Here is a 25179-nt window from a genome sequence, read left to right as displayed (position 1 = left end):
AAAAAAGAAGATGTCCGTTCCGAAGCTTTGGAAACCCAAAATACGCGCCGCATGGTTAAAGAAGCCAAAACCATTACCGCTACTCCGGTTGCTCCGTTGGCAGGCAGCAGCAGTAACCGTAAAACCGTTGCCGTGTCCGTTGCGCCGCCTCCTAAAATCCAAACTTCCCTGTTTGACGATACTGAACCTAAAAACAACGGCGAATACCACAAACCCAATATGAACCTGTTGCGTATGCCGTCTGAAGAACCGGTTGCCGTCAATCCGGATGAATTGCAACAAACCGCAGAATTAATCGAAGCCAAGCTGGCTGAATTCGGCATCGGCGTACAGGTTGTTTCCGCCACTTCCGGTCCCGTGATTACCCGCTACGAAATCGAACCGGCACAAGGTGTCAAAGGCAGTCAAATTGTCGCCCTGTCTAAAGATTTGGCACGCTCAATGTCTCTGCAAGCGGTACGCATCGTAGAAACTATTGCCGGTAAAAACACCATGGGCATTGAATTACCCAATGAGAAACGCCAAGACGTGATGTTGAGCGAAATCCTCTCTTCGCCTGTGTTTACCGAAGCCAAATCCAAGCTGACCGTCGCGTTGGGTAAAGATATTGCAGGCACGCCCGTGGTCGGCGACTTGGCGAAAATGCCGCATCTTTTGGTCGCAGGCATGACCGGATCGGGTAAGTCTGTCGGCGTGAACGGCATGATTATGTCCATGCTCTTCAAAGCCACGCCAGACGAAGTCCGCTTCATTATGATTGACCCGAAAATGCTTGAATTGAGCATTTACGACGGCATTCCGCACCTGCTCTGCCCGGTTGTAACCGATATGCGAGAGGCCGGACAAGCATTGAACTGGTGTGTTGCCGAAATGGAAAAACGCTATCGTCTGCTTTCCCATGCCGGCGTGCGCAATCTGGACGGTTTCAACCAAAAAGTCGAACAAGCCAAAGCAGCAGGCAAGCCATTACTCAATCCGTTCAGCTTAAATCCTGACGATCCTGAGCCTCTGGAAAAACTGCCGTTGATTGTGGTCGTTATCGACGAGTTGGCTGACTTGATGATGACAGAACGCAAATCCGTTGAGCAGCAAATCGCACGCCTTGCCCAAAAAGCGCGTGCAGCAGGTATTCACATGATTGTCGCCACCCAGCGTCCGAGTGTCGATGTGGTTACCGGCCTGATTAAAGCCAACATTCCGACACGCATGGCCTTTACCGTACAAAGCAAAATCGACAGCCGCACCATTCTTGACCAAATGGGTGCAGACGAATTGCTCAAATACGGCGACTCATTATTCCTGCAACCGGGCAGCGCAGAACCGACACGCCTGCAAGGTGCGTTTGTTTCCGATGATGAAGTGCATCAGGTCGTCAATTTCGTCAAAGAACAGGCTCCGACCAATTATGTGGAAGGCCTGCTCAGTGGCGAAGCCGCCATCGAAACCACCAATATTGTTAATCCGAATGCAAACAGCGATGAGTTATTCGATCAAGCCGTTGCCTTCGTATTGGAAAGCCGGAAAACTTCCATTTCCGCACTGCAACGCCAATTACGCATCGGCTACAACCGCGCCGCCAATTTAGTAGATGCGCTTGAAAATGCCGGTGTTCTCTCTCCGGCAGACATCAACGGTAGCCGACGGATTCTGGCACAAAAAGACCAGCTGTAAAAAACAACAATATCGAAACTCAAAGGCCGTCTGAAAAGAATTTCCCACTTTTCAGACGGCCTTTTTATGTTATTCGTGAAACATTGTGTTATACTAAGCAGCTAAATTTTGACCTTATGCACGCTTCCGAAGTTCTTCGGAATTCTGAGCAGAAGGATAACCGTTTAAACACAACAAATTTAAGGGCTTACGATGAGCGTAACTGTTGAAACTTTAGAAAATCTGGAACGCAAAGTAGTATTGTCTCTGCCTTGGTCCAAAATCAACGCAGAAACTGAGAAAAAACTGAAACAAACCCAACGCCGCGCAAAAATTGACGGCTTCCGTCCGGGTAAAGCACCGTTCAAAATGATTGCCCAAATGTACGGCGCAAGCGCACAAAACGACGTTATCAACGAATTGGTACAACGCGAATTCTACGAAGTTGCCGTTGCTCAAGAATTGAAAGTTGCCGGTTACCCACGCTTTGAAGGCGTTGAAGAACAAGACGATCAAGAGTCTTTCAAAGTTGCCGCTATTTTTGAAGTTTTCCCTGAAGTAACTATTGGCGACCTGTCTGCCCAAGAAGTAGAAAAAGTTACTGCGACTGTTGGCGATGCCGAAGTCGACCAAACTGTAGAAATCCTGCGTAAACAACGCACCCGCTTCAACCATGTTGACCGCGAAGCTCAAAACGGCGACCGCGTCATCATCGACTTTGAAGGTAAAATCGACGGCGAGCCTTTCGCCGGCGGCGCGTCTAAAAACTACGCTTTCGTATTGGGCGCAGGTCAAATGCTGCCTGAATTCGAAGCTGGTGTTGTCGGCATGAAAGCCGGTGAAAGCAAAGATGTTACCGTAAACTTCCCTGAAGACTACCACGGTAAAGATGTTGCCGGTAAATCTGCCGTATTCACCATCACTCTGAACAACGTTTCTGAAGCTACTTTGCCTGAAGTTGATGCTGACTTTGCTAAAGCTCTGGGCATTGAAGACGGCGACGTTGCCAAAATGCGTGAAGAAGTGAAGAAAAACGTCGGCCGCGAAGTTGAACGTCGCATCGGTGAACAAACCAAAGAATCTGTCATGAACGCCCTGCTCAAAGCAACTGACTTGCAAGTTCCTGTTGCTTTGATCAACGAAGAAGCCGCCCGCTTGGCAAACGAAATGAAACAAAACTTCGTTAACCAAGGCATGGCTGACGCTGCCAACTTGGATCTGCCTTTGGATATGTTCAAAGAACAAGCAGAACGCCGCGTTGCTTTGGGTCTGATTTTGGCTAAATTGGTTGAAGAAAACAAACTTGAGCCAACTGAAGACCAAATCAAAGCCGTTGTTGCCAACTTCGCAGAAAGCTACGAAGATCCTCAAGAAGTTATCGACTGGTACTACGCAGAGCCTTCCCGCCTGCAAGGTCCGACTTCTTTGGCAGTAGAAAGCAACGTTGTTGATTTCGTTCTGAGCAAAGCTAAAGTAACTGAAAAAGCGCTGTCTTTTGACGAAGTAATGGGCGCACAAGCTTAACTGCTCTAAGGCCGTCTGAAACAGACAATCAAAAGCACCGAAGCGCTTTAAATGGCTTTGGTGCTTTTCCATCATTAACAGGAGACAAAAATGTCCTTTGATTTCAATAATTACCTTGTCCCTACCGTTATCGAACAAAGCGGTCGCGGCGAGCGCGCATTTGACATCTACTCACGCCTTTTGAAAGAGCGCATCGTTTTCTTGATCGGCCCGGTGACAGACGAATCTGCCAATCTGGTTGTTGCGCAATTACTGTTCTTGGAAAGCGAAAACCCAGATAAAGATATCTTCTTCTATATCAACTCTCCGGGCGGTTCGGTTACTGCCGGTATGTCGATTTACGACACCATGAACTTCATCAAGCCTCATGTCTCTACTTTATGCTTGGGCCAAGCGGCAAGTATGGGCGCATTCCTGTTGTCCGCAGGCGAAAAAGGCAAACGCTTTGCCCTGCCAAACAGCCGCATCATGATTCACCAACCGCTTATCAACGGCGGCTTGGCCGGTCAGGCTTCCGATATTGAAATTCATGCTAAAGAGCTGCTGAAAATCAAAGAGAAACTGAACCGCTTACTTGCTAAACATTGTGACCGCGATTTGGCTGACTTGGAACGAGATACCGACCGCGATAATTATATGTCTGCCGATGAAGCTAAAGAATATGGTTTGATTGACCAAGTTTTGGAAAACCGTGCCTCTCTGCAAGCCTAATCTTTATAGTTTTTAAATTAAAAGGCCGTCTGAAAAGTATATATTCAGACGGCCTTTCTTCAATCTTACTTCGTGTTTTCTTTGTTATTCACTTGAACCGGATACAGCAAAATCAAAGGATTGGCTTTCACTTGACTCCAGAAACTCTTCAGCAGATTACGCATACTGCCCAAACGCGTACCGCGAGAGCGGAGCGCAACGGTCAAAGCTAAAGAAAAGCTGACCACCAAATTCACCATGCCGATTGCCAATACACTTGCCAAGCCAAGCATAAAAGTGAATATATCTGCATGACCGCTAATCGCGGCATAACCCAAATTTGCTGAAGAGAACGCCACATGGCGAATATCCAGCGGCAAACCGAAAAGATGGCCCAAATAGCCGGTCATCCCCAAAAGCATACCGAAAATAAAATTGCCCATAAGCGAGCCGTAATGCTTATGAATATAAGCGGCCAAACGGCGGCGCGGCTGCGGACGCATGATTTTTCGTAAAAACGGATTAAAAGGCAGGCGCTGACGCAAGTTCAGATAATCGGAACGGTTGTCGAAAAAGCCTGCAATAATCCCCGAGCAAAACAACCATACTCCGGCAATAGCAGCGTACCATAAGGTCGGCTGAGTAAAAATCTCAATAGATTTAAGTTGATAGGCTGTAACCGCCTCGTCCAATAAAGGCTGGCCATGCGTGTAGGCATAAGCCCAAGCAATCCCCGCTGCCAACAATACGGCAATCGATACATTGCCAAACACGGCAACACTTTGCGAACGGCACACGTCAATCAGCAGTTTTGCCAATTTGTTGTCCACCGCTTTGCTGCCTTCATTTGAGTCCACCTGTTCGGCAAAACTCGCCGCCGTCATGGCAGGCTGCTTGGTCGCAACGGTGCAGTGCAGCATATGAATCAACATAAAGCCTAAGCCGTAGTTAAGTCCGGCAAGGAATGAAGTAGTAAACTCGCCGAATCCCAAAGACGCAATATGGATTTTATTCAATGCCATCAGAGCAATAATTACGCCGCCGCCTGCTGCGGAATAAAACATTTTGAAATATTCACTACGGTTGCGCGTGATGTAATGATCACCATGATGGCTTTTGTTTTCCGTAATACTGCGTGCCAGCATTCGGATACTGCTTTTACGCAAGTGGCTGGTGCTGTATTGCTCTACCGCCGCGTAAATCATCGCATTCATCAGATTGATGGTTAAGCGGGTACGGCTGCCGGTTTCGATTTGAATATTGGTCAACAGTTTCAGACGGCCTATGGTTTGTTGCAGGCGCTCCAGCAAGTGTGCCACTTTCACTGACGAACCAGACCCTGCTCCTGTACCACGACGACGCAGATACTCAATTTGCTTGTCGCACTGGTCAAACATGACATCCAAGTGCGCCGTGTCGTAAGTTTCTTCACTGTGGCGATAGTGTTCTACCAATTTTGCAATTTCACGTTGCAAAGCGACAAATGCCGAATCTGCCTCCAATAAACGAGGGGCAATTCGTATTAAATCCGGCTCAATCGCTTCGGATGCAATCCAAATAGACAGCATTTCCACTGCGCGCAAACGAGCATCTGCCAACTGTCGGCTGGCCGTCTGAAGCAAAGCAGGATCCGCCTTACCCTGCAACAATTCATACATGCTCAACCATTGGCGCAAACTCAGGGTTTGCAACCATTTATCATCGTTTTTCGAATGAAAAAGATATAAAAATACTTCGCGCAGATTGGAAAAATCTTTATAAGACGGGCTGAAACGTTCATAAATCCGTATACCCATCTCCCGAGTAAAACTATGGCGCGAGAAAATACCCAGCTTGATCAGAGCAGGATAGATGTGAACTTTGGACAACCAGGCATAGAAGCGCAGGCTGAAATGACGGCATAGAGCATCGTCTTGTTTTAAAGTAGATAAAATCAAATCGAAACGTTCGGAAGCCTGTTTTTTGCCTCCTCGGCGCAAAAATTTGATTAATGCATTGAGAATAAGAACAAAGTCGGTATCATTTAAGCGTTCCGACAAAATAATGTGAAGATTTTGATTAGTCAGTTTTTGCATTGTAGTATTATTACACAAAATGAGATATTTAGCAAGAACCTCGGCAAACAGCTCGGATTATATCGCATTCTTTATCAATCCATGATACAAGATTTTCAATTAATATCCTCTAAAATTCAATGGATAATCAAATTACATAATAAATATATGATGTGAATCAATAAGTAAGAAAGGCCGTCTGAATTCTTTCAGATGGCCTTTTACAACAGCATACTACATTGTTTTAACCTTATGCAAACAAGAGCTTACCACCCTCTTCTTTAACATGGATCGTGCTATCAGGTGCATATTTACCTTCAAGTAATGCTTTTGCCAGCGGGTTTTCGATTTCTGACTGAATGGCACGTTTGAGCGGACGGGCACCATACACAGGATCAAAACCGGCTTCGGCAATCAGATCCAAGGCAGCATCATCGACTTTCAGATGCAGATGTTGTGCTTCCAAACGTTTTTCCAAACCTTTAAGCTGGATTTTCGCAATGCTGCGGATATTGGCCTGATCCAAACCATGGAACACGACTACTTCGTCAATACGGTTGATCATTTCAGGACGGAAATGTTCTTTCACATCCTCCATCACAACTTCTTTCACCGCTTCGTAGTCCTGAGTACCCATTTGTTGGATATGTTGGCTACCGATGTTGGAAGTCATCACAATAACGGTATTTTTGAAGTCCACTGTTCGACCTTGTCCATCGGTCAAGCGGCCGTCATCCAATACTTGCAGCAAGATATTGAACACATCCGGATGGGCTTTTTCCACTTCATCCAAAAGAATCACGCTGTATGGTTTGCGGCGGACTTGCTCAGTCAGGTAGCCGCCTTCTTCGTAGCCGACATAGCCGGGAGGCGCACCGATTAAGCGGGCAACAGCATGTTTTTCCATGTATTCGGACATATCGATACGAATCAGGTGATCTTCGCTGTCAAACAGGAAGCCTGCCAAGGCTTTGCACAACTCAGTTTTACCCACGCCGGTCGGACCTAAGAACAAGAAGCTGCCATAAGGTTTATTCGGATCGGCCAAACCGGAACGGCTGCGGCGGATGGCGTCGGATACAGCACGCACAGCTTCATCTTGGCCGACCACGCGGCGGTGTAATACTTCTTCCATCTTCAGCAGCTTGTCGCGTTCACCTTCCATCATTTTTGACACAGGGATGCCGGTCATGCGGGAAACGATTTCGGCCACCTCATCCGCGCCGACTTCAGTACGGAAAAGTTTGTTTTGTTTTTTGCCGTCAGGATTGCTTTCTGCCGCTTGCAACTGTGCGCCCAATTTCGGCAACTCACCGTATTCGAGTTCGGATGCACGGGCAAAATCGCCTTGGCGTTTGGCCTGCTCGATTTTGACTTTGATGTCGTCCATCTGTTTTTTGATGTCGGCGGTGCTGGAAGAGGCGGCTTTTTCTGCTTTCCAAATTTCGTCCAAATCGGCGTATTCTTTTTGCAAGCCGTCGATTTCTTCGTCTATCAATTCCAGACGTTTCTTGCTGGCATCATCGCTTTCTTTGGCAACGTGCATTTTTTCCATTTTGAGCTGGATAATGCGACGGTCAAGTTTATCCATTTGCTCAGGTTTGCTGTCCAGCTCCATTTTGATGCGGCTGGCCGCTTCGTCGATCAAATCAATCGCTTTATCAGGCAGGAAGCGGTCGGTAATATAACGGTCGCTCAACTCCGCTGCGGCAACGATAGCAGGGTCAGTAATATCGATACCGTGGTGAATTTCATAACGCTCTTGCAAACCACGCAAAATAGCGATGGTATCTTCTACACTTGGCTCGCCAACCAATACTTTTTGGAAGCGGCGTTCGAGTGCCGCATCTTTTTCGATGTACTGACGGTATTCATCCAAAGTAGTCGCACCGATACAGTGCAATTCGCCGCGCGCCAAAGCCGGTTTCAACATATTGCCCGCATCCATTGCGCCGTCGGTTTTGCCTGCACCAACCAAAGTATGGATTTCGTCAATGAAAATCAAAGTGTTGCCGTCGTCTTTAGCTAAGTCGTTCAACACGCCTTTCAAGCGTTCTTCAAATTCGCCACGATATTTCGCGCCGGCAATCAAAGCCGCCAAGTCCAGAACCAAAAGGCGTTTGTTACGCAGGGATTCAGGTACTTCACCGTTGACGATACGTTGTGCCAAACCTTCAACAATCGCGGTTTTACCCACACCCGGCTCACCAATCAGCACAGGGTTGTTTTTGGTACGGCGTTGTAATACCTGAATCGCACGACGAATTTCATCATCACGACCGATAACGGGGTCGAGCTTACCGTCACGGGCGCGTTGAGTCAGATCAAGTGTGTATTTTTTCAAAGCATCGCGTTGGTCTTCAGCATTCGCATCGTTCACGTTTTGTCCTCCTCGTACCGCATCGATCGCGGCATTGATATTTTGTTCGGTCGCACCGGCTTCTTTCAAAATTTTGCCGGTCGCATCATTCTGCTGAACCAAAGCCAGCAGGAAAAGTTCGCTGGCGATATAGGCATCGCCACGTTTGGTTGCAGCCTTATCCATCAGGTTTAATACAGCTTGCAGCTCACGGCTAGGCATAATATCGCCACCTTGACCGGACACTTTCGGCAGGCTGTTTAAATGCTGCTGCAAACGCTGTTTCACTTGAGGCACATTCACACCTGCATGAGCCAGTAACGCAGCAGCACCGCTGTTTTGATCGTCAAGCAACGCTTTTAAGATAAAGCCGGCCTCAAGGTAGCTGCTGTCCGCAGCCAAAGCCAAACTTTGACCTTCTTGCAGAGCTTGCTGAAATTTGGCAGTCAATTTATCAAATCTCATTTTAAGTTCCTCTTCAAATATATTCTGTTAGAGCCTATATAAGCGCAAATGTGGATAACTCAATAGCAATTTACTCCATTAATCAACAAATTTTTATATATTGTTGTTTTATAAAGTTTTATTTTTATAATTTTATGTGCATAACTTTATTATCCAGTTACCCTCTACTCAAAAGGCCGTCTGAAAAATCAAGAATAATCAGGTATAATCGGCACCATATTTATTTTCAGACGGCCTTTATGCCGAAGGATACTTTCATGAGCAAAAAACGAGTTTTAACAGGCGTTACCACAACAGGTATTCCACACTTGGGCAACTATGTCGGTGCCATCCGCCCGGCTATCCGCGCAGCGCAAGATTCCAATACCGAATCATTCCTCTTTTTGGCCGACTATCACGGCATCATCAAATGTCATGAGCCGGAAATGATTCATCAATCTACTCAAGCTGTTGCCGCCACATGGCTCGCCTGTGGACTCAATCCGGAACAGACCACTTTCTACCGTCAAAGCGATATTCCCGAAGTGATGGAGTTGAACTGGATTCTGACCTGTATCACTGCAAAAGGTCTGATGAACCGCGCCCACGCTTATAAAGCTGCAGTACAGGCAAATACCGAAAACGGTCAGGAAGATCCGGATCACGGCGTGGAAATGGGCCTGTACAGCTACCCTATCCTCATGACTGCCGACATTCTTATGTTCAATGCCCATGAAGTACCAGTCGGTCGCGACCAAATACAACACGTTGAAATGGCTCGCGATATTGCCGGTCGCTTTAACCACCGCTTCCAAGAGCTCTTCACCCTGCCTGAAGTAAAAATCGACGAAAATGTCGAACTCTTGGTCGGCTTGGACGGACGCAAAATGTCCAAATCCTACGGCAATACCATTCCGCTTTGGGAAAACGACAAGAAAACCCAAAAATCGGTTAACAAAATCATCACCAATATGAAAGAACCCGGCGAGCCGAAACAGACTGATGAAAGTCCTCTGTTTGAAATCTACAAAGCCTTCTCCACGCCGTCTGAAACTGCCGAGTTCACGCAAATGCTGGCCGAAGGCCTTGCTTGGGGTGAAGCCAAGAAACTCTTGGGCGCAAAAATCAATGCCGAGCTCGCAGAACCGCGCGAGCGCTACAATGAATTGACAGCCAAACCCTCTCAAATTGAAGACATTTTGCAGGCCGGCGCACAAAAAGCGCGTAAAGAAGCACGCGAATTGTTGGATAAAGTACGCGATGCAGTAGGTATTCGTCCGTTGAAATAATAGTAAGGCCGTCTGAATATTTCAGACGGCCACAATATCGTTTATCATTTGAAATATAATCGTTTTTCTAGGGTTTCTCATATGAAAAAAACCTTCCCCCTTATCTTGCTCAGCCTTTCATTGGCTGCCTGCGGCGGTAAATCTGAAGATACTGTAGCCAATGATGCTGCTTCAGGCAAAGCGCCCAAGCCTACCTTCAAAGTTAAATATATCGATGAACAAGCTATAGCCGGTTTGGATTTAGGTACAGCTCAAGACGGCGAAACGAAAGAAGGTAAGAAACAACGCACCTATCCGATTAACGGCATAGAGGGCGGTGTTATCAATCTGATTGGTAAGCACCCTACCGACTTAGAAGTCATCAGCGGCCAATGCATGGAAAAAAATGAAAAAGGCGTTTCAGCCGGCTGGTCAGCCAACGGAGTTTGCCACACTGCCTTTGCAAAAATGGTGGACAATATTGCCCAAGACGGCGGCAAACTGACCGACTATCTGATTTCACACGCTGCTTTGCAGCCTTATACCGAAGGCAAAAGCGGCTATGCCGCTGTACAAAACGGTCGCTATATTTTAGAAATTGACAGCGAAGGCATGTTCTATTTCCGTCGCCGTCATTACTAAAACCCTGCCCATCCTATTTTCCCCTGACACAAGGACTGAATCATGGCTCAAGTTACTTTCCAAGGCTCTCCTATTTCTACAAACGGCAATTTGCCTGCCATCGGTCAAGTTGCACCTGATTTCACATTGGTAGCAGCAGACCTATCTGAGAAATCATTGGCTGACTTTGCAGGCAAACGCAAAGTGCTGAATATTTTCCCCAGTATTGACACCGGCGTATGCGCCCAGTCCGTCCGCACTTTTAACAAACGTGCGTCATCTTTGGACAATACCGTCGTCTTGTGCATTTCTGCCGATTTACCGTTTGCACAAGCCCGTTTCTGCGGCGCAGAAGGTTTGGAAAATGTAGTGACACTTTCTACATTCCGCAGCAGCTTTTCTAACGATTACGGTGTTACACTGACAGAAAGCCCATTACGCGGCCTGACTGCCCGCGCAGTGGTGGTTTTGAATGAGCAAAACCAAGTTCTCCACGCTGAATTGGTTTCTGAAATTGCGAACGAGCCTGACTACGAAGCAGCCTTGGCTGTTTTGTAATTAACCAAATAAAATCAGGCCGTCTGAAAATTTTCAGACGGCCTTTAGATTATCTTCAAAATAAAAACGGTAGCCCAAAAGCTACCGTTTTCTGTTTCAAGCCTTATACAGATTTATCTGTTTTGCTTGCTTCTACTGACTCAGTATTCTGAACCTCATTTTGCTCAACAGGTTCAGCAGCTTCAGCAACAGGCGCTTCAGACTCTTCTACTTTGTCATCACGGACATTATGGCTGTAATCTTTAGGCGGACTAGGTTGTTTACCGGCCATAATTTCCAAAACTTGGTCCCGATCGATGGTTTCCCAATCCATCAGTGCTTTGCACATGGTTTCCATCTTATCGCGATTTTCATCCAAGATTTTGTAAGCCACTTGGTACTGCTCATCCAAAATACGGCGGATTTCCGCATCAATATCTTGTTGGGTTTTCTCAGAAATATTTTGAGAACGGGTTACGCTGCGACCCAAGAATACTTCACCTTCGTTCTCAGCATAAACCATCACCCCCATTTTGTCGCTCATACCATAACGCGTTACCATCTCGCGTGCCATTTGAGTTGCACGTTCGAAGTCGTTAGATGCACCGGTAGAAATACGGCCACAAAAATATCTTCAGCAATACGACCACCAAATAAGATTGAGAGCTGGCTCTGCATTTGGTCTTTGTACATACTGATGCGGTCACGCTCAGGCAACTGCCAAGTCAAACCCAATGCACGACCACGAGGCATAATTGTTACTTTGTGAACCGGATCAGTAAACGGCAGGCTTTCCGCTACGATTGCATGACCGGCCTCATGATAGGCTGTCGCACGTTTTTCATCTTCGTGCATTACCATACTGCGACGCTCCGGACCCATGTAGATTTTGTCTTTAGCATCTTCAAAGTCGCTTTGATCGACTTTAACTTTATTACGACGGCCGGCAAACAAAGCAGCTTCATTGACTAAGTTTGCCAAATCTGCACCTGAAAAACCAGGTGTACCACGAGCCAAAGAAGTCAAATCTACAGATGCATCCAAAGGCACTTTTTTAGCGTGAACTTTCAAGATTTGCTCACGGCCACGAATATCAGGCAATGGAACAACGACTTGACGGTCAAAACGGCCCGGACGCTGTAACGCTGGGTCAAGTACATCAGGACGGTTGGTTGCTGCGATCACAATAACGGTTTGGTTGCTTTCAAAACCATCCATTTCAACCAACAATTGGTTCAACGTTTGCTCACGCTCATCATTGCCACCGCCCAAACCGGCACCACGCTGACGGCCGACAGCATCAATTTCATCGATAAAGATGATACATGGCGCGTTTTTCTTGGCCTGCTCGAACATATCGCGGACACGGCTCGCGCCGACACCGACAAACATTTCTACGAAGTCAGAACCTGAAATACTGAAGAATGGTACACCTGCCTCACCGGCAATCGCTTTGGCCAGCAATGTTTTACCCGTACCGGGGCTGCCTGCTAACAAAATACCGCGCGGCACACGACCGCCTAAGCTTTGATAACGATTGGGTGCTTTCAAATAATCTACGATTTCTTGCACTTCTTCTTTTGCCTCATCACAACCGGCAACATCGGCAAAAGTCACTTTATTGGAATCTTTATCCAACAAACGCGCACGGCTTTTACCAAAAGAGAAGGCACCGCCTTTACCGCCACCACCACTTTGCATGCGCATGAAGTAGAACCATGCACCAATCAACAACAAAACCGGCAGCAGGCTGTAAAACAGACTGGCCAGCATGCTTGGTTTTTCTTCCGGAGTCACTTTGACGCGTACTTTGTTATCCAACAGTGTTTTAACCAAGTTGTCATCCAAAGGCGCATTGGTATAGAAGGCAGTTTTATCGGTGCGCTCACCTTTAATCAGATAGCCGCTGACAACAGATCCTTCAATATTGACATTGGATACTTCGCCACTATTAACTTGCTGAATAAATTGAGAATATTCGATTTGCTGTTTATCTTCCTGCTTATCGCTGAGTGCATTGAATGCTGCTAAAAGCATAGCACCACCCACTACCCAAACTAATATGTTTTTAATGGTATTCCCCACTGAACAGGCTCCATGGTTACAAAATAAATAAAATCAAGGGAAAGAATTTTAAAGCACCCACCCTACATTGTCAGCGTTTATTTTTACCTAATAGGTAAATCTCACTGGAACGATTGCGGGAAGCATCCGGCTTTCGAGTTTGTACACTGGCAAAAATTTCACGCATAGCCGCCGTATACTCTTGATAACCCGCGCCTTGAAACACCTTCACTAAAAAACTGCCTCCGGTTTTCAAATGTTGGGAAGCAAAATCCAAAGCCAGTTCACACAAATAAAAACTGCGTGCCTGGTCGGTTACGGCATTGCCTGACATATTGGGTGCCATATCACAGATTACAAGGTCTAACGGACGATTATCCAATAAGGCTTCAAACTGTTCCAAAACAGCATCTTCCCTAAAGTCGCCCTGAATAAACGACACGCCTTCAATAGCATCCATCGGCAAAATATCCAAAGCAAACACTGCCCCTGTTTTACCGACCAGCTTGGCCGCTACCTGTGACCAACTTCCCGGCGCGCTGCCCAAATCCGCCAAAACCGTACCCGGCTTGATTAATTTATCTTTTTGATTGATTTCCAATAATTTATAAGCCGCTCTGGCACGATATCCGTCTTTTTGTGCCATATGGACATAATGATCGTTGACGTGCTCATGCAGCCATGCTTTTGAAGATTTTGAGCGTACAGCCATCTTGATTTGAAATGCTTAAGTTAAAATCAGCATTGTACGTTATTTCCCCCGTAAATGTTCTAAATCGCGTACAATATAGCCATTATTCTTTTTAATTGGATACTTATCAAAATGAGCGACAACAAATTAAGCACCAAAGAAATTTTGGCCTTGAAAGCCCAAGCACACCACCTCCACCCTGTCGTTATGGTTGGCCAACAAGGCTTGACCGACTCGGTCATCAAAGAAACCGATGCCGCATTGACAGCGCACGAATTGATTAAAGTCCGTGTTTTTGGGGATAATCGTGCTGAACGTATTGAAATTTGTGATACCCTGTGTGAAACACTGGGTGCTCAACTGGTGCAACATATTGGCAAATTACTTGTTTTGTGGCGTAAAAAACCGGATGATAAATAATTTAAACTGAATAAACAGCAGAAGTATTTTCTCAACCCACTTTATCATATCCTTCTGTTGTATTTATGCAGCATAAAAAAATTATTCCATTATTCTAAGTATAAAAGTACAAATACGGTTGCCTGTTTTTGTAAATAACCTCAAAATTACAAAATCATAACGGCCGCACCCTGTCGGCCGATTATTTTATTCCTAATCCTTCACAAAATATAAAAGCAAACCGATGAATGCTCAACAATATGAAGAATCTTTTCTGCTAGCAGAAAAATTAATCACTCAAGACCCACCTGACTTTGCACGAGCCATCCCATTGCTCTGCGAAGCAGCAGAAGCCGGGCATGTTGAGGCTGCATTTCAGCTGGCAGGATGCCTAATCGAACATCACGAAAATGCGCAAGATTTAGCAATTGCTGTCTCATATCTCAAACAGGCTGCTCAAGCCGGTCACCCATATGCTCGTTACAACCTTCTGCAAATAGAAGAAAGCAGAGGGATTGCAATAGAAGATTTAGTTGACGCCTATCAAGAGCTTGCCGAAGAAGGATTGGCTCCTGCCCAACTGCGCCTGATACGTTTATATGCAGATAACGGCAATGACCAAGAAGCCGTCAAATGGGCATTGAAAGCTACCGAACAACAAAATCCTCAGGCACAATATTTCTTAGCCCAGCATTACCAATATTCCAGCTCTCCCGATTTGGAATATTCCCATAAACTTTATCAGCAATCCGCTGCACAGGGATTTATTGCGGCACACTGGCAACTCGGCCTTCAATACAAATTGGGGCAAGGTGTTGCACAAAACCCTGAAAAAGCAATCGAACATTTACGTATCGCCGCCGATTACGACATTGTTCCGGCGCAAACTTCTCTTGCAGAACTCTTAGCCGCATCAAATCCTGCTGAAGCATTGGAATGGTTTGAAAAAGCTGCCGAACAAGGTGACAGCAATGCGCATGTAGCACTTGCCGAAATATATCTATTGGGTAAAAACACCGAGCGGGACCCTCAAAAGGCCTATCAGCACGCTAAATTTGCAGCGGATCAAAATGATCCGGAAGGTTTGCGTCTTTTAGGTGATATCCATCGTTATGGATTGGGACGAGCAGTTGATGCAGACACCGCGCGTCAATATTATCAACGCTCGGCTGATTTAGGTAATCTTGTCGCCTACCAAAAACTTCTGTCTGACAGCGCATTGAATAACCAGCAAAACTATGAACTGACGAAAGAAATCGCCCTCCAACGTCAAGAGGCTGAACGTCTATACAAGCTGGCATTTGCAGCGCACTATGGCTTAAAACGCCAACAAAATTACGCTGAAGCACTGGATCTATACCACCAATCCGCAGAACGTGGGCACAGCAAATCCCAAACCAATCTTGGTATGATGTATTACAGTGGACAAGGTGTACCTGTCGACTATGCCCAAGCTGCAAAATGGTTTGAAGCAGCGGCCAAACAACGAGACACAATGGCTCAATATAATCTTGCCTGTCTGTATTATCATGGTATGGGCGTAGAAAAAGACATCAACAATGCTTGTTTCTGGCTACAAGAAGCCATCCAACATGGACATGAACAACAAGATATTCTTAAAGAGCTTTTGGCTCAATGGAAGCAATTCGCTCAAAAGGTCTCTGCCGCTTAAAGGCCGTCTGAAATTCTAACTTCCTACATAAATGACATGTCAGAGCTAAACTAAACAGCCTGTACATGTCATTTTTTTTATTTACCCTTCCTCAATAATCGTCATCTTCAAATCCCATTCCCTCTTAATCTCTTTAAAGTCTTCAGACGACCTATTCTCTTTGTAAAGAATCAGATAATCTAAATTTTCCCTTTCAAACCCTAAATCCAATATAAACTTTCAATTCACAACAAAATTTGAAAAATATTTTTCGTATTCGAATCCATTTACTCAAACATTTGATACTTTTTTACTGTATCTACTCAATATCCCGATTTAAAAACAAGCTCCATAACTCTTTTAAAAAATCTTATTTCAACCTTTACATCCTATCAATATCTACAGCATGATTTGCCAGTTTGCCCAATTACTGATAGCATTTGCAGGTTAGCCGGTTCGTAAAAAGTTCAATTTTTTCTGATTTTCCATCAATGGCTATAACGTATTGAAAATATTTCAGTAATTAAAACTTTTTTCGAATCTAACTCTAGGAATTTTCGTTTTTAACTCACATATGTTCGCAAACGAAAATATCGGAGTAATACTCCGTCATTGAAAAACACTCAACACAAGGATAGATATTATGTCCACCCAATTACACGATGTTGACCCAATTGAAACCAAAGAATGGTTAGACGCGTTAAGCTCTGTTTTAGAATATGAAGGCAGCGAGCGCGCCCAGTATCTGCTGGAAAGTTTGGTCAAATACAGCCGTGATAAAGGCATCCGTATGCCTCACGGTACCACTACTCCATACTTGAACACCGTTTCCGTTGAAGACGAAAAAGGCATCCCCGGCGACCAAAACATCGAACACCGCATCCGTGCATTCGTTCGTTGGAACGCTGCCGCTATCGTTTTGCGCGCGGGTAAAAAAGATTTGGAATTGGGTGGACACATTGCATCTTTCCAATCAGCCGCCACTATGTATGAAGTCGGCTTCAACCACTTCTGGAAAGCTAAAGGTGAAGGCGAAGAAGGCGATTTGGTATTCTTCCAAGGCCACGTTGCCCCTGGTATCTACGCACGCGCTTTCGTTGAAGGCCGTCTGACTGAAGACCAATTGAACAACTTCCGTCAAGAAGTTGCCGGTCATGGTCTGCCTTCTTATCCTCACCCTCACCTGTTGCCTGACTTCTGGCAATTCCCAACCGTATCTATGGGTCTGGGCCCATTGATGGCGATTTACCAAGCACGCTTCCTGAAATACTTGGAATCTCGCGGTCTGGCTAAAACCAAAGGCCGTAAAGTATGGGTATTCTGTGGCGACGGCGAAATGGACGAACCTGAAAGCCAAGGTGCTATTGCTCTGGCTTCACGCGAAGGCTTGGACAACTTGGTATTCGTCATCAACTGTAACCTGCAACGTTTGGACGGCCCAGTACGCGGTAACGGCAAAATCATTCAAGAGCTGGAAGGCAACTTTGCCGGCGCAGGCTGGAATGTTGTGAAAGTCATCTGGGGTCGTCGTTGGGACCGCCTCTTGGCAAAAGACAAAGATGGCATCCTGCGTAAACGTATGGAAGAGTGCTTGGACGGTGACTACCAAACTTACAAATCCAAAGACGGTGCATACGTTCGCGAACACTTCTTCAATACGCCTGAACTGAAAGCATTGGTTGCCGATATGACCGATGAACAAATTTGGGCATTGAACCGTGGTGGCCATGACCCTCAAAAAGTGTACAACGCTTACGACCGCGCAGTGAACCACGCCGACGGCAAACCTACTGTAATCTTGGCGAAAACCATTAAAGGTTACGGTATGGGTGCATCCGGCGAAGGTCAAAACGTTGCCCACCAAGCCAAAAAAATGGACAAAGCGTCTCTGAAACAATTCCGTGACCGCTTTGACATTCCTGTTACCGATGAGCAAATCGACAGCGGCGACCTGCCTTACCTGACTTTTGCTCCCGACAGCGAAGAATACAAATACCTGCATGCACGTCGCGAATCTTTGGGTGGCTACCTGCCTCAACGCAAACCTACCCAAGAAGTTCTGGAAGTGCCTGAGTTGTCAGCATTTGATGCCCAACTGAAATCCAGCGGTGACCGTGAATTCTCAACCACCATGGCTTTCGTCCGCATCCTGTCTACTCTGTTGAAAGACAAAAAAATCGGCAAACGCGTGGTGCCTATCGTTCCAGATGAAAGCCGTACGTTCGGTATGGAAGGTATGTTCCGTCAATACGGTATTTGGAACCCTAAAGGCCAACAATACACTCCTCAAGATAAAGACCAACTGATGTTCTATAAAGAATCTGTTGACGGTCAAATCTTGCAAGAAGGTATTAACGAACCAGGTGCTATGGCTGACTGGATTGCTGCTGCGACCAGCTACGCAAACAACGACTTTGCCATGATTCCTTTCTACATCTACTACTCTATGTTCGGTTTCCAACGAGTTGGCGACTTGGCATGGGCAGCAGGCGATATGCATGCACGTGGCTTCCTGCTGGGTGGTACAGCCGGCCGTACAACACTGAATGGCGAAGGTTTGCAACACGAAGACGGCCACAGCCACATTCAAGCAGACTTGATTCCAAACTGTGTAACTTACGATCCGACATTCCAATATGAAGTAGCCGTTATCGTACACGATGGCTTGCGCCGTATGTATGTTAACCACGAAGACGTGTTCTACTACATCACCCTGATGAATGAAAACTATACCCATCCGGACATGCCTGAAGGCGTAGAACAAGACATCCTGAAAGGTATGTACTTGCTGAAAGCCGGCGGCAAAGGCGATAAAAAAGTCCAATTGATGGGTTCCGGTACCATCCTGCAAGAAGTAATTGCCGGTGCCGAATTATTGAAAGCCGACTTCGGCGTAGAAGCAGACATCTGGTCTTGCCCATCATTCAACCAGCTGCACCGCGATGCCATCGAAGTGGAACGCTTCAATCGTCTGAACCCATTGGAAACTGCAAAAGTACCGTTTGTTACTTCTCAACTGCAAGGTCATGACGGTCCGGTTATTGCCGCTACCGACTACATCCGCAGCTATGCCGACCGTATCCGCGCCTACATCCCTAACGACTACCACGTCTTGGGTACCGATGGCTTCGGTCGTTCCGACAGCCGTGCCAACCTACGCAGCTTCTTCGAAGTTGACCGCTACAACGTTGCCGTTGCTGCATTGAGCGCATTGGCCGAGCAAGGCAAAGTCAGCAAAGAAACCGTTCAACAAGCTATTGAAAAATATGGCATCAAGGCCGATTCAGCCCCTAGCTGGAAACGCTAATTGATGTTTCAGACGGCCTGTTTGCTTCATTCAGACATCAGGCCGTCTGAAAACCGAATGCTTGAATGGTTTAACAAACTGTACCGATGCCGTGTGAAACAGTTTTCAGACGGCATCAAACTGAAAATATTAAAGGAACTCAAATGAGTATCGTAGAAATCAAAGTCCCTGATATCGGCGGTCATGAAAACGTCGACATCATCGCTGTAGAAGTTAAAGCAGGCGACACCATTGCCGTTGACGACACCCTGATTACTTTAGAAACCGACAAAGCCACTATGGACGTACCTGCCGATGCAGCCGGTGTCGTGAAAGAAGTTAAAGTTAAAGTTGGCGATAAAATCTCTGAAGGCGGCGTTATTCTGACCGTTGAAACCGATGCCGCCGCTGCCGATGCAGCCCCGACTCCTGCAGCTGAAGCTCCTGCAGCTCCCGCTGCCGCTCCTGCCGCAGCCCCTGCAGGCGGTGCAACTGTAAAAGTCGTTGTACCGGATATTGGCGGTCATACAGATGTAGACATTATTGCCGTTGAAATTAAAGTTGGCGACACTGTTGCCGTTGACGACACTCTGATTACTCTGGAAACCGACAAAGCCACTATGGACGTACCATGTACAGAAGCCGGTGTGGTTAAAGCCGTATTTGTAAAAGTTGGCGACAAAGTATCTGAAGGTTCTGCCATTATCGAAGTAGAAACCGCCGGTTCCGCCGCAGCTGCTCCTGTCGCTCAAGCTGCCGCACCTGCACCAGCCGCTGCTCCAGCTCCTGCTGCCGCTCCCGCACCAGCCGCTGCGCCTGCACCTTCTGCACCTGAAGCTGCCAAAATTGACGAAGCTGCTTTTGCCAAAGCCCATGCAGGTCCTTCCGCACGTAAACTGGCGCGTGAATTGGGTGTAGATTTGGGTCAAGTCAAAGGTACCGGTCTGAAAGGCCGTATCATGGGCGAAGACGTTAAAGCCTTCGTTAAATCCGTTATGCAAAGCGGTGCTGGCAAACCTGCAGCTGCCTCTTTGGGCGGCGGTCTGGACTTGTTGCCATGGCCTAAAGTTGACTTCTCTAAATTCGGCAGCGTCGAAGTTAAAGAGTTGTCTCGCATTAAGAAAATTTCCGGTCAAAACCTTTCTCGCAACTGGGTTGTGATTCCTCACGTTACCGTACACGAGGAAGCGGATATGACCGAATTGGAAGAATTCCGCAAACAGCTGAACAAAGAATGGGAACGCGAAGGCGTGAAACTGTCCCCATTGGCCTTCATCATTAAAGCCTCTGTTGCTGCGCTGAAAGCCTTCCCTGAATTTAATGCCTCTCTGGATGGCGACAACTTGGTGCTGAAAAACTACTTCAACATCGGTTTCGCAGCCGACACACCAAACGGCTTGGTTGTTCCAGTAATAAAAGACGTGGATCAAAAAGGCTTGAAACAAATCAGCCAAGAGCTGACCGAATTGTCTAAAAAAGCCCGCGAAGGCAAGCTCAAACCACAAGAAATGCAAGGCGCATGCTTTACTATTTCCAGCTTGGGCGGTATCGGCGGCACAGGCTTCACGCCGATCGTGAATGCTCCTGAAGTTGCCATCTTGGGCGTGTGCAAATCCCAAATCAAACCGGTTTGGGACGGCAAAGAGTTCGCTCCTCGTCTGATGTGCCCATTGAGCCTGTCCTTCGACCACCGCGTCATCGACGGTGCCGCCGGTATGCGCTTTACCGTATTCCTGGCTAACCTGTTGAAAGACTTCCGCCGCATTACTCTGTAATCCGAGCATTTTCAGACGGCCTTTTTACTCAGGCCGTCTGAAAAAATAAGTTCGAACATCATTCAGAAAGATTAGACATGAGCTTAGTTGAATTAAAAGTGCCCGACATTGGCGGTCACGAAAACGTAGATATTATTGCGGTTGAAGTAAATGTAGGCGACACCATTGCTGTGGACGATACCCTGATTACTTTGGAAACCGATAAAGCCACTATGGACGTACCAGCCGAAGTTGCAGGTGTCGTTAAAGAAGTTAAAGTTAAAGTCGGCGATAAAATCTCTGAAGGCGGCTTGATTGCAATCGTTGAAGCCAAAGGTGCGGCTGCCGCTCCTAAAGCTGAAGTACCAGCTGCTCCTGCACAAGAAGCCCCTAAAGCTGCTGCTCCAGCTCCTCAAGCAGCACAATTTGGCGGTTCTGCCGATGCTGAATACGATGTGGTCGTATTGGGTGGCGGCCCTGGCGGTTATTCTGCTGCATTTGCCGCTGCTGACGAAGGCTTGAAAGTTGCCATCGTCGAGCGTTACAAAACTTTGGGCGGCGTTTGCTTGAACGTCGGCTGTATCCCTTCCAAAGCTTTATTGCACAACGCTGCCGTTATCGATGAAGTACGTCACTTGGCTGCCAACGGTATCAAATACCCAGATCCTGAACTCGATATCGACATGCTGCGCGGCTACAAAGACGGCGTGGTTTCCCGCCTGACCACCGGTTTGGCAGGTATGGCCAAAGGCCGTAAAGTAGACGTTATCCAAGGCGACGGCCAATTCTTAGATCCGCACCACTTGGAAGTGTCGCTGACTACCGGCGACGTGTACGAGCAAGCGACACCTACCGGCGAGAAAAAAATCGTTGCCTTCAAAAACTGTATCATTGCAGCAGGTAGCCGCGTAACCAAACTGCCTTTCATTCCTGAAGATCCACGTATCATCGATTCCAGCGGTGCACTGGCTCTGAAAGAAGTACCGGGCAAACTGTTGATCATCGGTGGCGGTATTATCGGTCTCGAAATGGGTACGGTTTACAGCACCCTGGGTTCTCGCCTGGATGTTGTTGAAATGATGGACGGCCTGATGCAAGGCGCAGACCGCGACTTAGTTAAAGTATGGCAAAAACAAAACGAATACCGTTTTGACAACATCATGATCAACACCAAAACTGTTGCTGTTGAGCCTAAAGAAGACGGTGTTTACGTTACATTCGAAGGTGCAAATGCGCCTAAAGAGCCACAACGTTACGATGCCGTACTGGTAGCTGCCGGTCGTGCGCCTAACGGCAAACTGATCAGCGCTGAGAAAGCCGGTGTTGCCGTAACTGACCGCGGCTTTATCGAAGTGGACAAACAAATGCGCACCAACGTGCCGCACATCTACGCTATCGGCGATATCGTCGGTCAACCGATGTTGGCACACAAAGCCGTTCACGAAGGCCACGTTGCCGCTGAAAACTGTGCCGGCCACAAAGCCTACTTCGACGCACGCGTTATTCCGGGCGTTGCCTACACTTCTCCTGAGGTGGCATGGGTTGGCGAAACCGAGTTGTCTGCCAAAGCCTCTGGCCGCAAAATTACCAAAGCCAACTTCCCATGGGCTGCTTCCGGTCGTGCGATTGCCAACGGTTGCGACAATGGTTTCACCAAGCTGATTTTTGATGCTGAAACCGGCCGCATCATCGGTGGCGGTATCGTTGGTCCTAACGGCGGCGATATGATCGGCGAAGTCTGCTTGGCGATTGAAATGGGCTGTGATGCAGCCGATATCGGTAAAACCATCCACCCACACCCAACCCTGGGCGAATCCATCGGTATGGCTGCGGAAGTGGCATTGGGCGTATGTACCGACCTGCCTGCTCAGAAAAAGAAATAAGTTCACTCAAATAAAATTTGAACGAACTTGATGGAACAAAGGCCGTCTGAATGTTTCAGACGGCCTTTTTGCAAACAAGGAGACTTAATATGAAAAAAATCGAAGCCATTATCAAACCTTTCAAACTCGACGATGTGCGCGAAGTCTTGACCGAAATCGGCATTACCGGCATGACCGTCAGCGAAGTCAAAGGCTTCGGCCGCCAAAAAGGCCATACAGAAATTTATCGCGGCGCAGAATACGCAGTTGATTTCCTGCCCAAAGTAAAAATCGAATTGGTATTGGCTGACGATAAAGTCGATCAAGCTGTTGATGCCATCTTGGAAACCGCGCATTCCGGCAAAATCGGTGACGGTAAAATCTTTATTTATCCGGTTGAAGAAGCTATCCGTATCCGTACCGGCGAACGCTCGGAAGCAGCACTTTAATAGAAATCGCAAAATACAGAATACAAATGCCGTCTGAAAAAAGTCATGATTTGTTTTAATCAAGACTTATTTTTCAGACGGCATTAATTGAATACCCCCCATTTTCTTAAGTCTATCCAAGTAAACCTATTATCGAAAACATCACGCTATCAAGCATGGAGGATTTCGAGGCAATGCTTCACCTGACCTTCGTGAACAACTTTACCGTATCAAATAACTCTTTCCAAAGTAGTGCTAACCCCAATCCCATACTTACAAAACCTCAATGCCCTCCTTGTAAAATCAAATTCCTCGTATTTTTTTCCTATTCTTATTGTTGCCTAACTTTTCAGACGACCCCTTTCTTTATCCAAACTCCGTTATAATGACGGCTTTAAAATTAATTTATCCAAAGACAGTCTTATCATGAAACACATCCACATTATCGGTATCGGCGGCACATTTATGGGCGGCGTAGCGGCTATTGCCAAAGAAGCAGGTTTTAAAGTCAGCGGTTGCGACGCAAAGATGTATCCGCCGATGAGCACCCAGCTCGAAGCCTTGGGCATTGACGTACACGAAGGTTTTGATGCCGCTCAATTGGACGAATTTAAAGCCGATATTTACGTTATCGGTAATGTTGCCAAACGTGGCATGGATGTGATTGAAGCCATTTTGAATAAAGGCTTGCCTTATATTTCTGGCCCGCAATGGCTTGCTGAAAACGTATTGCACCAGCACTGGGTACTCGGCGTAGCCGGAACACACGGCAAAACGACTACCGCCTCCATGCTCGCATGGGTCTTGGAATATGCCGGACTCGCGCCGGGCTTCCTGATTGGCGGCGTACCGGAAAACTTCAGCGTTTCCGCCCGTCTGCCGAAAACGCCTCGCCAAGACCCTAACTCAAAATCCCCATTCTTCGTTATCGAAGCCGACGAATACGACACTGCCTTTTTTGACAAACGCTCCAAATTCGTACACTACCGTCCGCGTACCGCCATTTTGAACAATCTGGAATTCGACCACGCCGATATTTTTGCCGATTTGGGCGCCATTCAAACCCAATTCCATCATTTGGTACGCACCGTGCCGTCTGAAGGCCTCATCGTCTGCAACGGCCAGCAGCAAAGCCTACAAGATACTCTAGACAAAGGCTGCTGGACGCCCGTAGAAAAATTTGGTACCGAACAAGGCTGGCAGGTTGGTACCGTCCATGCCGACGGCTCGTTCGACGTACGCCATCACGGCGAAACAGTCGGACACGTCGCGTGGGAACTGATGGGCGAACACAACCGTATGAACGCCCTCGCCGTTATCTCCGCTGCACGTCATGCCGGCGTCGATATTCAGACGGCCTGCGAAGCTTTAAGTGCATTTAAAAACGTCAAACGCCGTATGGAAATCAAAGGCACGGTAAACGGCATCACTGTTTACGATGACTTTGCCCACCACCCGACCGCCATCGAAACCACTATCGAAGGTCTGCGCCAGCGCGTCGGTAACGCACGCATCCTCGCCGTCCTCGAGCCTCGTTCCAACACCATGAAGCTCGGCACTATGAAAGCCGCCCTGCCCGAAAGCTTAAACGATGCAGACCAAGTATTCTGCTACGCCGGCGGCGTGGACTGGAACGTCGCCGAAGCCCTTGCACCTTTAGGCGGCAAGCTACACGTCGGCAAAGACTTCGATACCTTTGTTGCCGAAATCGTGAAAAATGCCGAAGCAGGCGACCATATTTTGGTCATGAGCAACGGCGGTTTCGGCGGAATACACGGAAAGCTGTTGGAAGCGTTGAAATAAGCCTTCTCCAATAACCAAGGCCGTCTGAAACAATTTCAGACGGCCTTTTATCATGTGCCAATTTAAAATCTATATTTAAGAAAAACGTTTTAGT

General features: G+C 47.1%; 15 protein-coding genes and 2 pseudogenes. 13 read left to right on the top strand and 4 right to left on the bottom strand.

Annotated features, from left to right (window positions below; translation table 11 throughout):
* Positions 1 to 30 precede the first annotated feature (30 nt).
* From TW89_RS07250 to clpP, 3 genes and pseudogenes are all read left to right on the top strand, one after another.
* A pseudogene (locus tag TW89_RS07250) lies at positions 31 to 1671 on the top strand (DNA translocase FtsK); the annotation flags it as partial.
* A gap of 192 nt (positions 1672 to 1863) precedes the next feature.
* Positions 1864 to 3174 carry a trigger factor gene (gene tig, locus TW89_RS07245; protein ID WP_128580999.1) on the top strand — a complete coding sequence of 437 codons (1311 nt, stop codon included), beginning with the start codon at positions 1864 to 1866 and terminating at the stop codon, positions 3172 to 3174.
* 90 nt (positions 3175 to 3264) lie between these two features.
* Complete coding sequence (clpP, locus tag TW89_RS07240) at positions 3265 to 3885, top strand: ATP-dependent Clp endopeptidase proteolytic subunit ClpP (RefSeq protein WP_070460720.1); 621 nt, start codon at positions 3265 to 3267, stop codon at positions 3883 to 3885.
* A 65-nt stretch (positions 3886 to 3950) separates the two neighbouring features.
* Here the strand turns inward: clpP and TW89_RS07235 are convergent, their stop codons facing one another.
* On the bottom strand, positions 3951 to 5939 hold the full coding sequence (locus TW89_RS07235; RefSeq protein WP_128580998.1) for a site-specific recombinase: 1989 nt from the start codon (positions 5937 to 5939) through the stop codon (positions 3951 to 3953).
* Between the two features lie 229 nt (positions 5940 to 6168).
* The gene (clpB, locus tag TW89_RS07230) at positions 6169 to 8742 is read right to left on the bottom strand and encodes an ATP-dependent chaperone ClpB (protein WP_128580997.1); all 2574 of its coding nucleotides are present in this window, start codon (positions 8740 to 8742) and stop codon (positions 6169 to 6171) included.
* 257 nt (positions 8743 to 8999) lie between these two features.
* Here clpB and trpS point away from each other — a divergent pair, with 257 nt between their 5' ends.
* From trpS to tpx, 3 genes are all read left to right on the top strand, one after another.
* Positions 9000 to 10010 (top strand): tryptophan--tRNA ligase, encoded by a 1011-nt coding sequence (trpS, locus tag TW89_RS07225; RefSeq protein WP_070826248.1) that lies wholly within the window; start codon positions 9000 to 9002, stop codon positions 10008 to 10010.
* 81 nt (positions 10011 to 10091) lie between these two features.
* Positions 10092 to 10631 carry a hypothetical protein gene (locus TW89_RS07220; RefSeq protein WP_070826247.1) on the top strand — a complete coding sequence of 180 codons (540 nt, stop codon included), beginning with the start codon at positions 10092 to 10094 and terminating at the stop codon, positions 10629 to 10631.
* Positions 10632 to 10673: 42 nt separating this feature from the next.
* On the top strand, positions 10674 to 11168 hold the full coding sequence (tpx, locus tag TW89_RS07215; RefSeq protein WP_003679194.1) for a thiol peroxidase: 495 nt from the start codon (positions 10674 to 10676) through the stop codon (positions 11166 to 11168).
* Between the two features lie 103 nt (positions 11169 to 11271).
* Here the strand turns inward: tpx and ftsH are convergent.
* A pseudogene (gene ftsH, locus TW89_RS07210) lies at positions 11272 to 13232 on the bottom strand (ATP-dependent zinc metalloprotease FtsH).
* A gap of 70 nt (positions 13233 to 13302) precedes the next feature.
* Entirely contained in the window at positions 13303 to 13923 is a 621-nt protein-coding gene (locus TW89_RS07205) for an RlmE family RNA methyltransferase (protein ID WP_004520613.1), read from the bottom strand.
* 111 nt (positions 13924 to 14034) lie between these two features.
* On the opposite strand from TW89_RS07205, the gene yhbY reads away from it, so the two are divergent.
* The 7 genes from yhbY (at position 14035) to mpl (ending at position 25085) form a co-directional block, all read left to right on the top strand.
* Positions 14035 to 14322 (top strand): ribosome assembly RNA-binding protein YhbY, encoded by a 288-nt coding sequence (yhbY, locus tag TW89_RS07200; protein WP_128580996.1) that lies wholly within the window; start codon positions 14035 to 14037, stop codon positions 14320 to 14322.
* A 223-nt stretch (positions 14323 to 14545) separates the two neighbouring features.
* The gene (locus TW89_RS07195) at positions 14546 to 15973 is read left to right on the top strand and encodes a tetratricopeptide repeat protein (protein WP_128580995.1); all 1428 of its coding nucleotides are present in this window, start codon (positions 14546 to 14548) and stop codon (positions 15971 to 15973) included.
* Between the two features lie 622 nt (positions 15974 to 16595).
* Positions 16596 to 19259, top strand: a complete 2664-nt coding sequence (aceE, locus tag TW89_RS07190) for a pyruvate dehydrogenase (acetyl-transferring), homodimeric type (RefSeq protein WP_128580994.1) — start codon at positions 16596 to 16598, stop codon at positions 19257 to 19259.
* 143 nt (positions 19260 to 19402) lie between these two features.
* Positions 19403 to 21013, top strand: coding sequence for a dihydrolipoyllysine-residue acetyltransferase (gene aceF / locus TW89_RS07185; protein ID WP_128580993.1), 1611 nt, complete (start codon positions 19403 to 19405; stop codon positions 21011 to 21013).
* A gap of 77 nt (positions 21014 to 21090) precedes the next feature.
* Positions 21091 to 22875, top strand: coding sequence for a dihydrolipoyl dehydrogenase (gene lpdA / locus TW89_RS07180; RefSeq protein ID WP_128580992.1), 1785 nt, complete (start codon positions 21091 to 21093; stop codon positions 22873 to 22875).
* 89 nt (positions 22876 to 22964) lie between these two features.
* Complete coding sequence (locus tag TW89_RS07175) at positions 22965 to 23303, top strand: P-II family nitrogen regulator (RefSeq protein ID WP_063069030.1); 339 nt, start codon at positions 22965 to 22967, stop codon at positions 23301 to 23303.
* 405 nt (positions 23304 to 23708) lie between these two features.
* Positions 23709 to 25085, top strand: coding sequence for a UDP-N-acetylmuramate:L-alanyl-gamma-D-glutamyl-meso-diaminopimelate ligase (gene mpl, locus TW89_RS07170; RefSeq protein WP_128580991.1), 1377 nt, complete (start codon positions 23709 to 23711; stop codon positions 25083 to 25085).
* Positions 25086 to 25179: the final 94 nt, after the last annotated feature.

Origin of the sequence: Neisseria flavescens, assembly GCF_001618065.1 — a bacterium.
GTDB classification, from domain to species: Bacteria; Pseudomonadota; Gammaproteobacteria; order Burkholderiales; family Neisseriaceae; genus Neisseria; species Neisseria flavescens_A.
The sequence above is the reverse complement of the archived record's forward strand: the minus strand, read 5'-3'. Positions and strand labels throughout refer to the sequence as shown.

Bases quoted from the DNA above. Each gene is read 5' to 3' on its own strand.
- tig (WP_128580999.1), top strand. From the start codon at position 1,864: ATGAGCGTAACTGTTGAAACTTTAGAAAATCTGGAACGCAAAGTAGTA.
- clpP (WP_070460720.1), top strand. From the start codon at position 3,265: ATGTCCTTTGATTTCAATAATTACCTTGTCCCTACCGTTATCGAACAA.
- TW89_RS07235 (WP_128580998.1), bottom strand. From the start codon at position 5,939: ATGCAAAAACTGACTAATCAAAATCTTCACATTATTTTGTCGGAACGC.
- clpB (WP_128580997.1), bottom strand. From the start codon at position 8,742: ATGAGATTTGATAAATTGACTGCCAAATTTCAGCAAGCTCTGCAAGAA.
- trpS (WP_070826248.1), top strand. From the start codon at position 9,000: ATGAGCAAAAAACGAGTTTTAACAGGCGTTACCACAACAGGTATTCCA.
- TW89_RS07220 (WP_070826247.1), top strand. From the start codon at position 10,092: ATGAAAAAAACCTTCCCCCTTATCTTGCTCAGCCTTTCATTGGCTGCC.
- tpx (WP_003679194.1), top strand. From the start codon at position 10,674: ATGGCTCAAGTTACTTTCCAAGGCTCTCCTATTTCTACAAACGGCAAT.
- TW89_RS07205 (WP_004520613.1), bottom strand. From the start codon at position 13,923: ATGGCTGTACGCTCAAAATCTTCAAAAGCATGGCTGCATGAGCACGTC.
- yhbY (WP_128580996.1), top strand. From the start codon at position 14,035: ATGAGCGACAACAAATTAAGCACCAAAGAAATTTTGGCCTTGAAAGCC.
- TW89_RS07195 (WP_128580995.1), top strand. From the start codon at position 14,546: ATGAATGCTCAACAATATGAAGAATCTTTTCTGCTAGCAGAAAAATTA.
- aceE (WP_128580994.1), top strand. From the start codon at position 16,596: ATGTCCACCCAATTACACGATGTTGACCCAATTGAAACCAAAGAATGG.
- aceF (WP_128580993.1), top strand. From the start codon at position 19,403: ATGAGTATCGTAGAAATCAAAGTCCCTGATATCGGCGGTCATGAAAAC.
- lpdA (WP_128580992.1), top strand. From the start codon at position 21,091: ATGAGCTTAGTTGAATTAAAAGTGCCCGACATTGGCGGTCACGAAAAC.
- TW89_RS07175 (WP_063069030.1), top strand. From the start codon at position 22,965: ATGAAAAAAATCGAAGCCATTATCAAACCTTTCAAACTCGACGATGTG.
- mpl (WP_128580991.1), top strand. From the start codon at position 23,709: ATGAAACACATCCACATTATCGGTATCGGCGGCACATTTATGGGCGGC.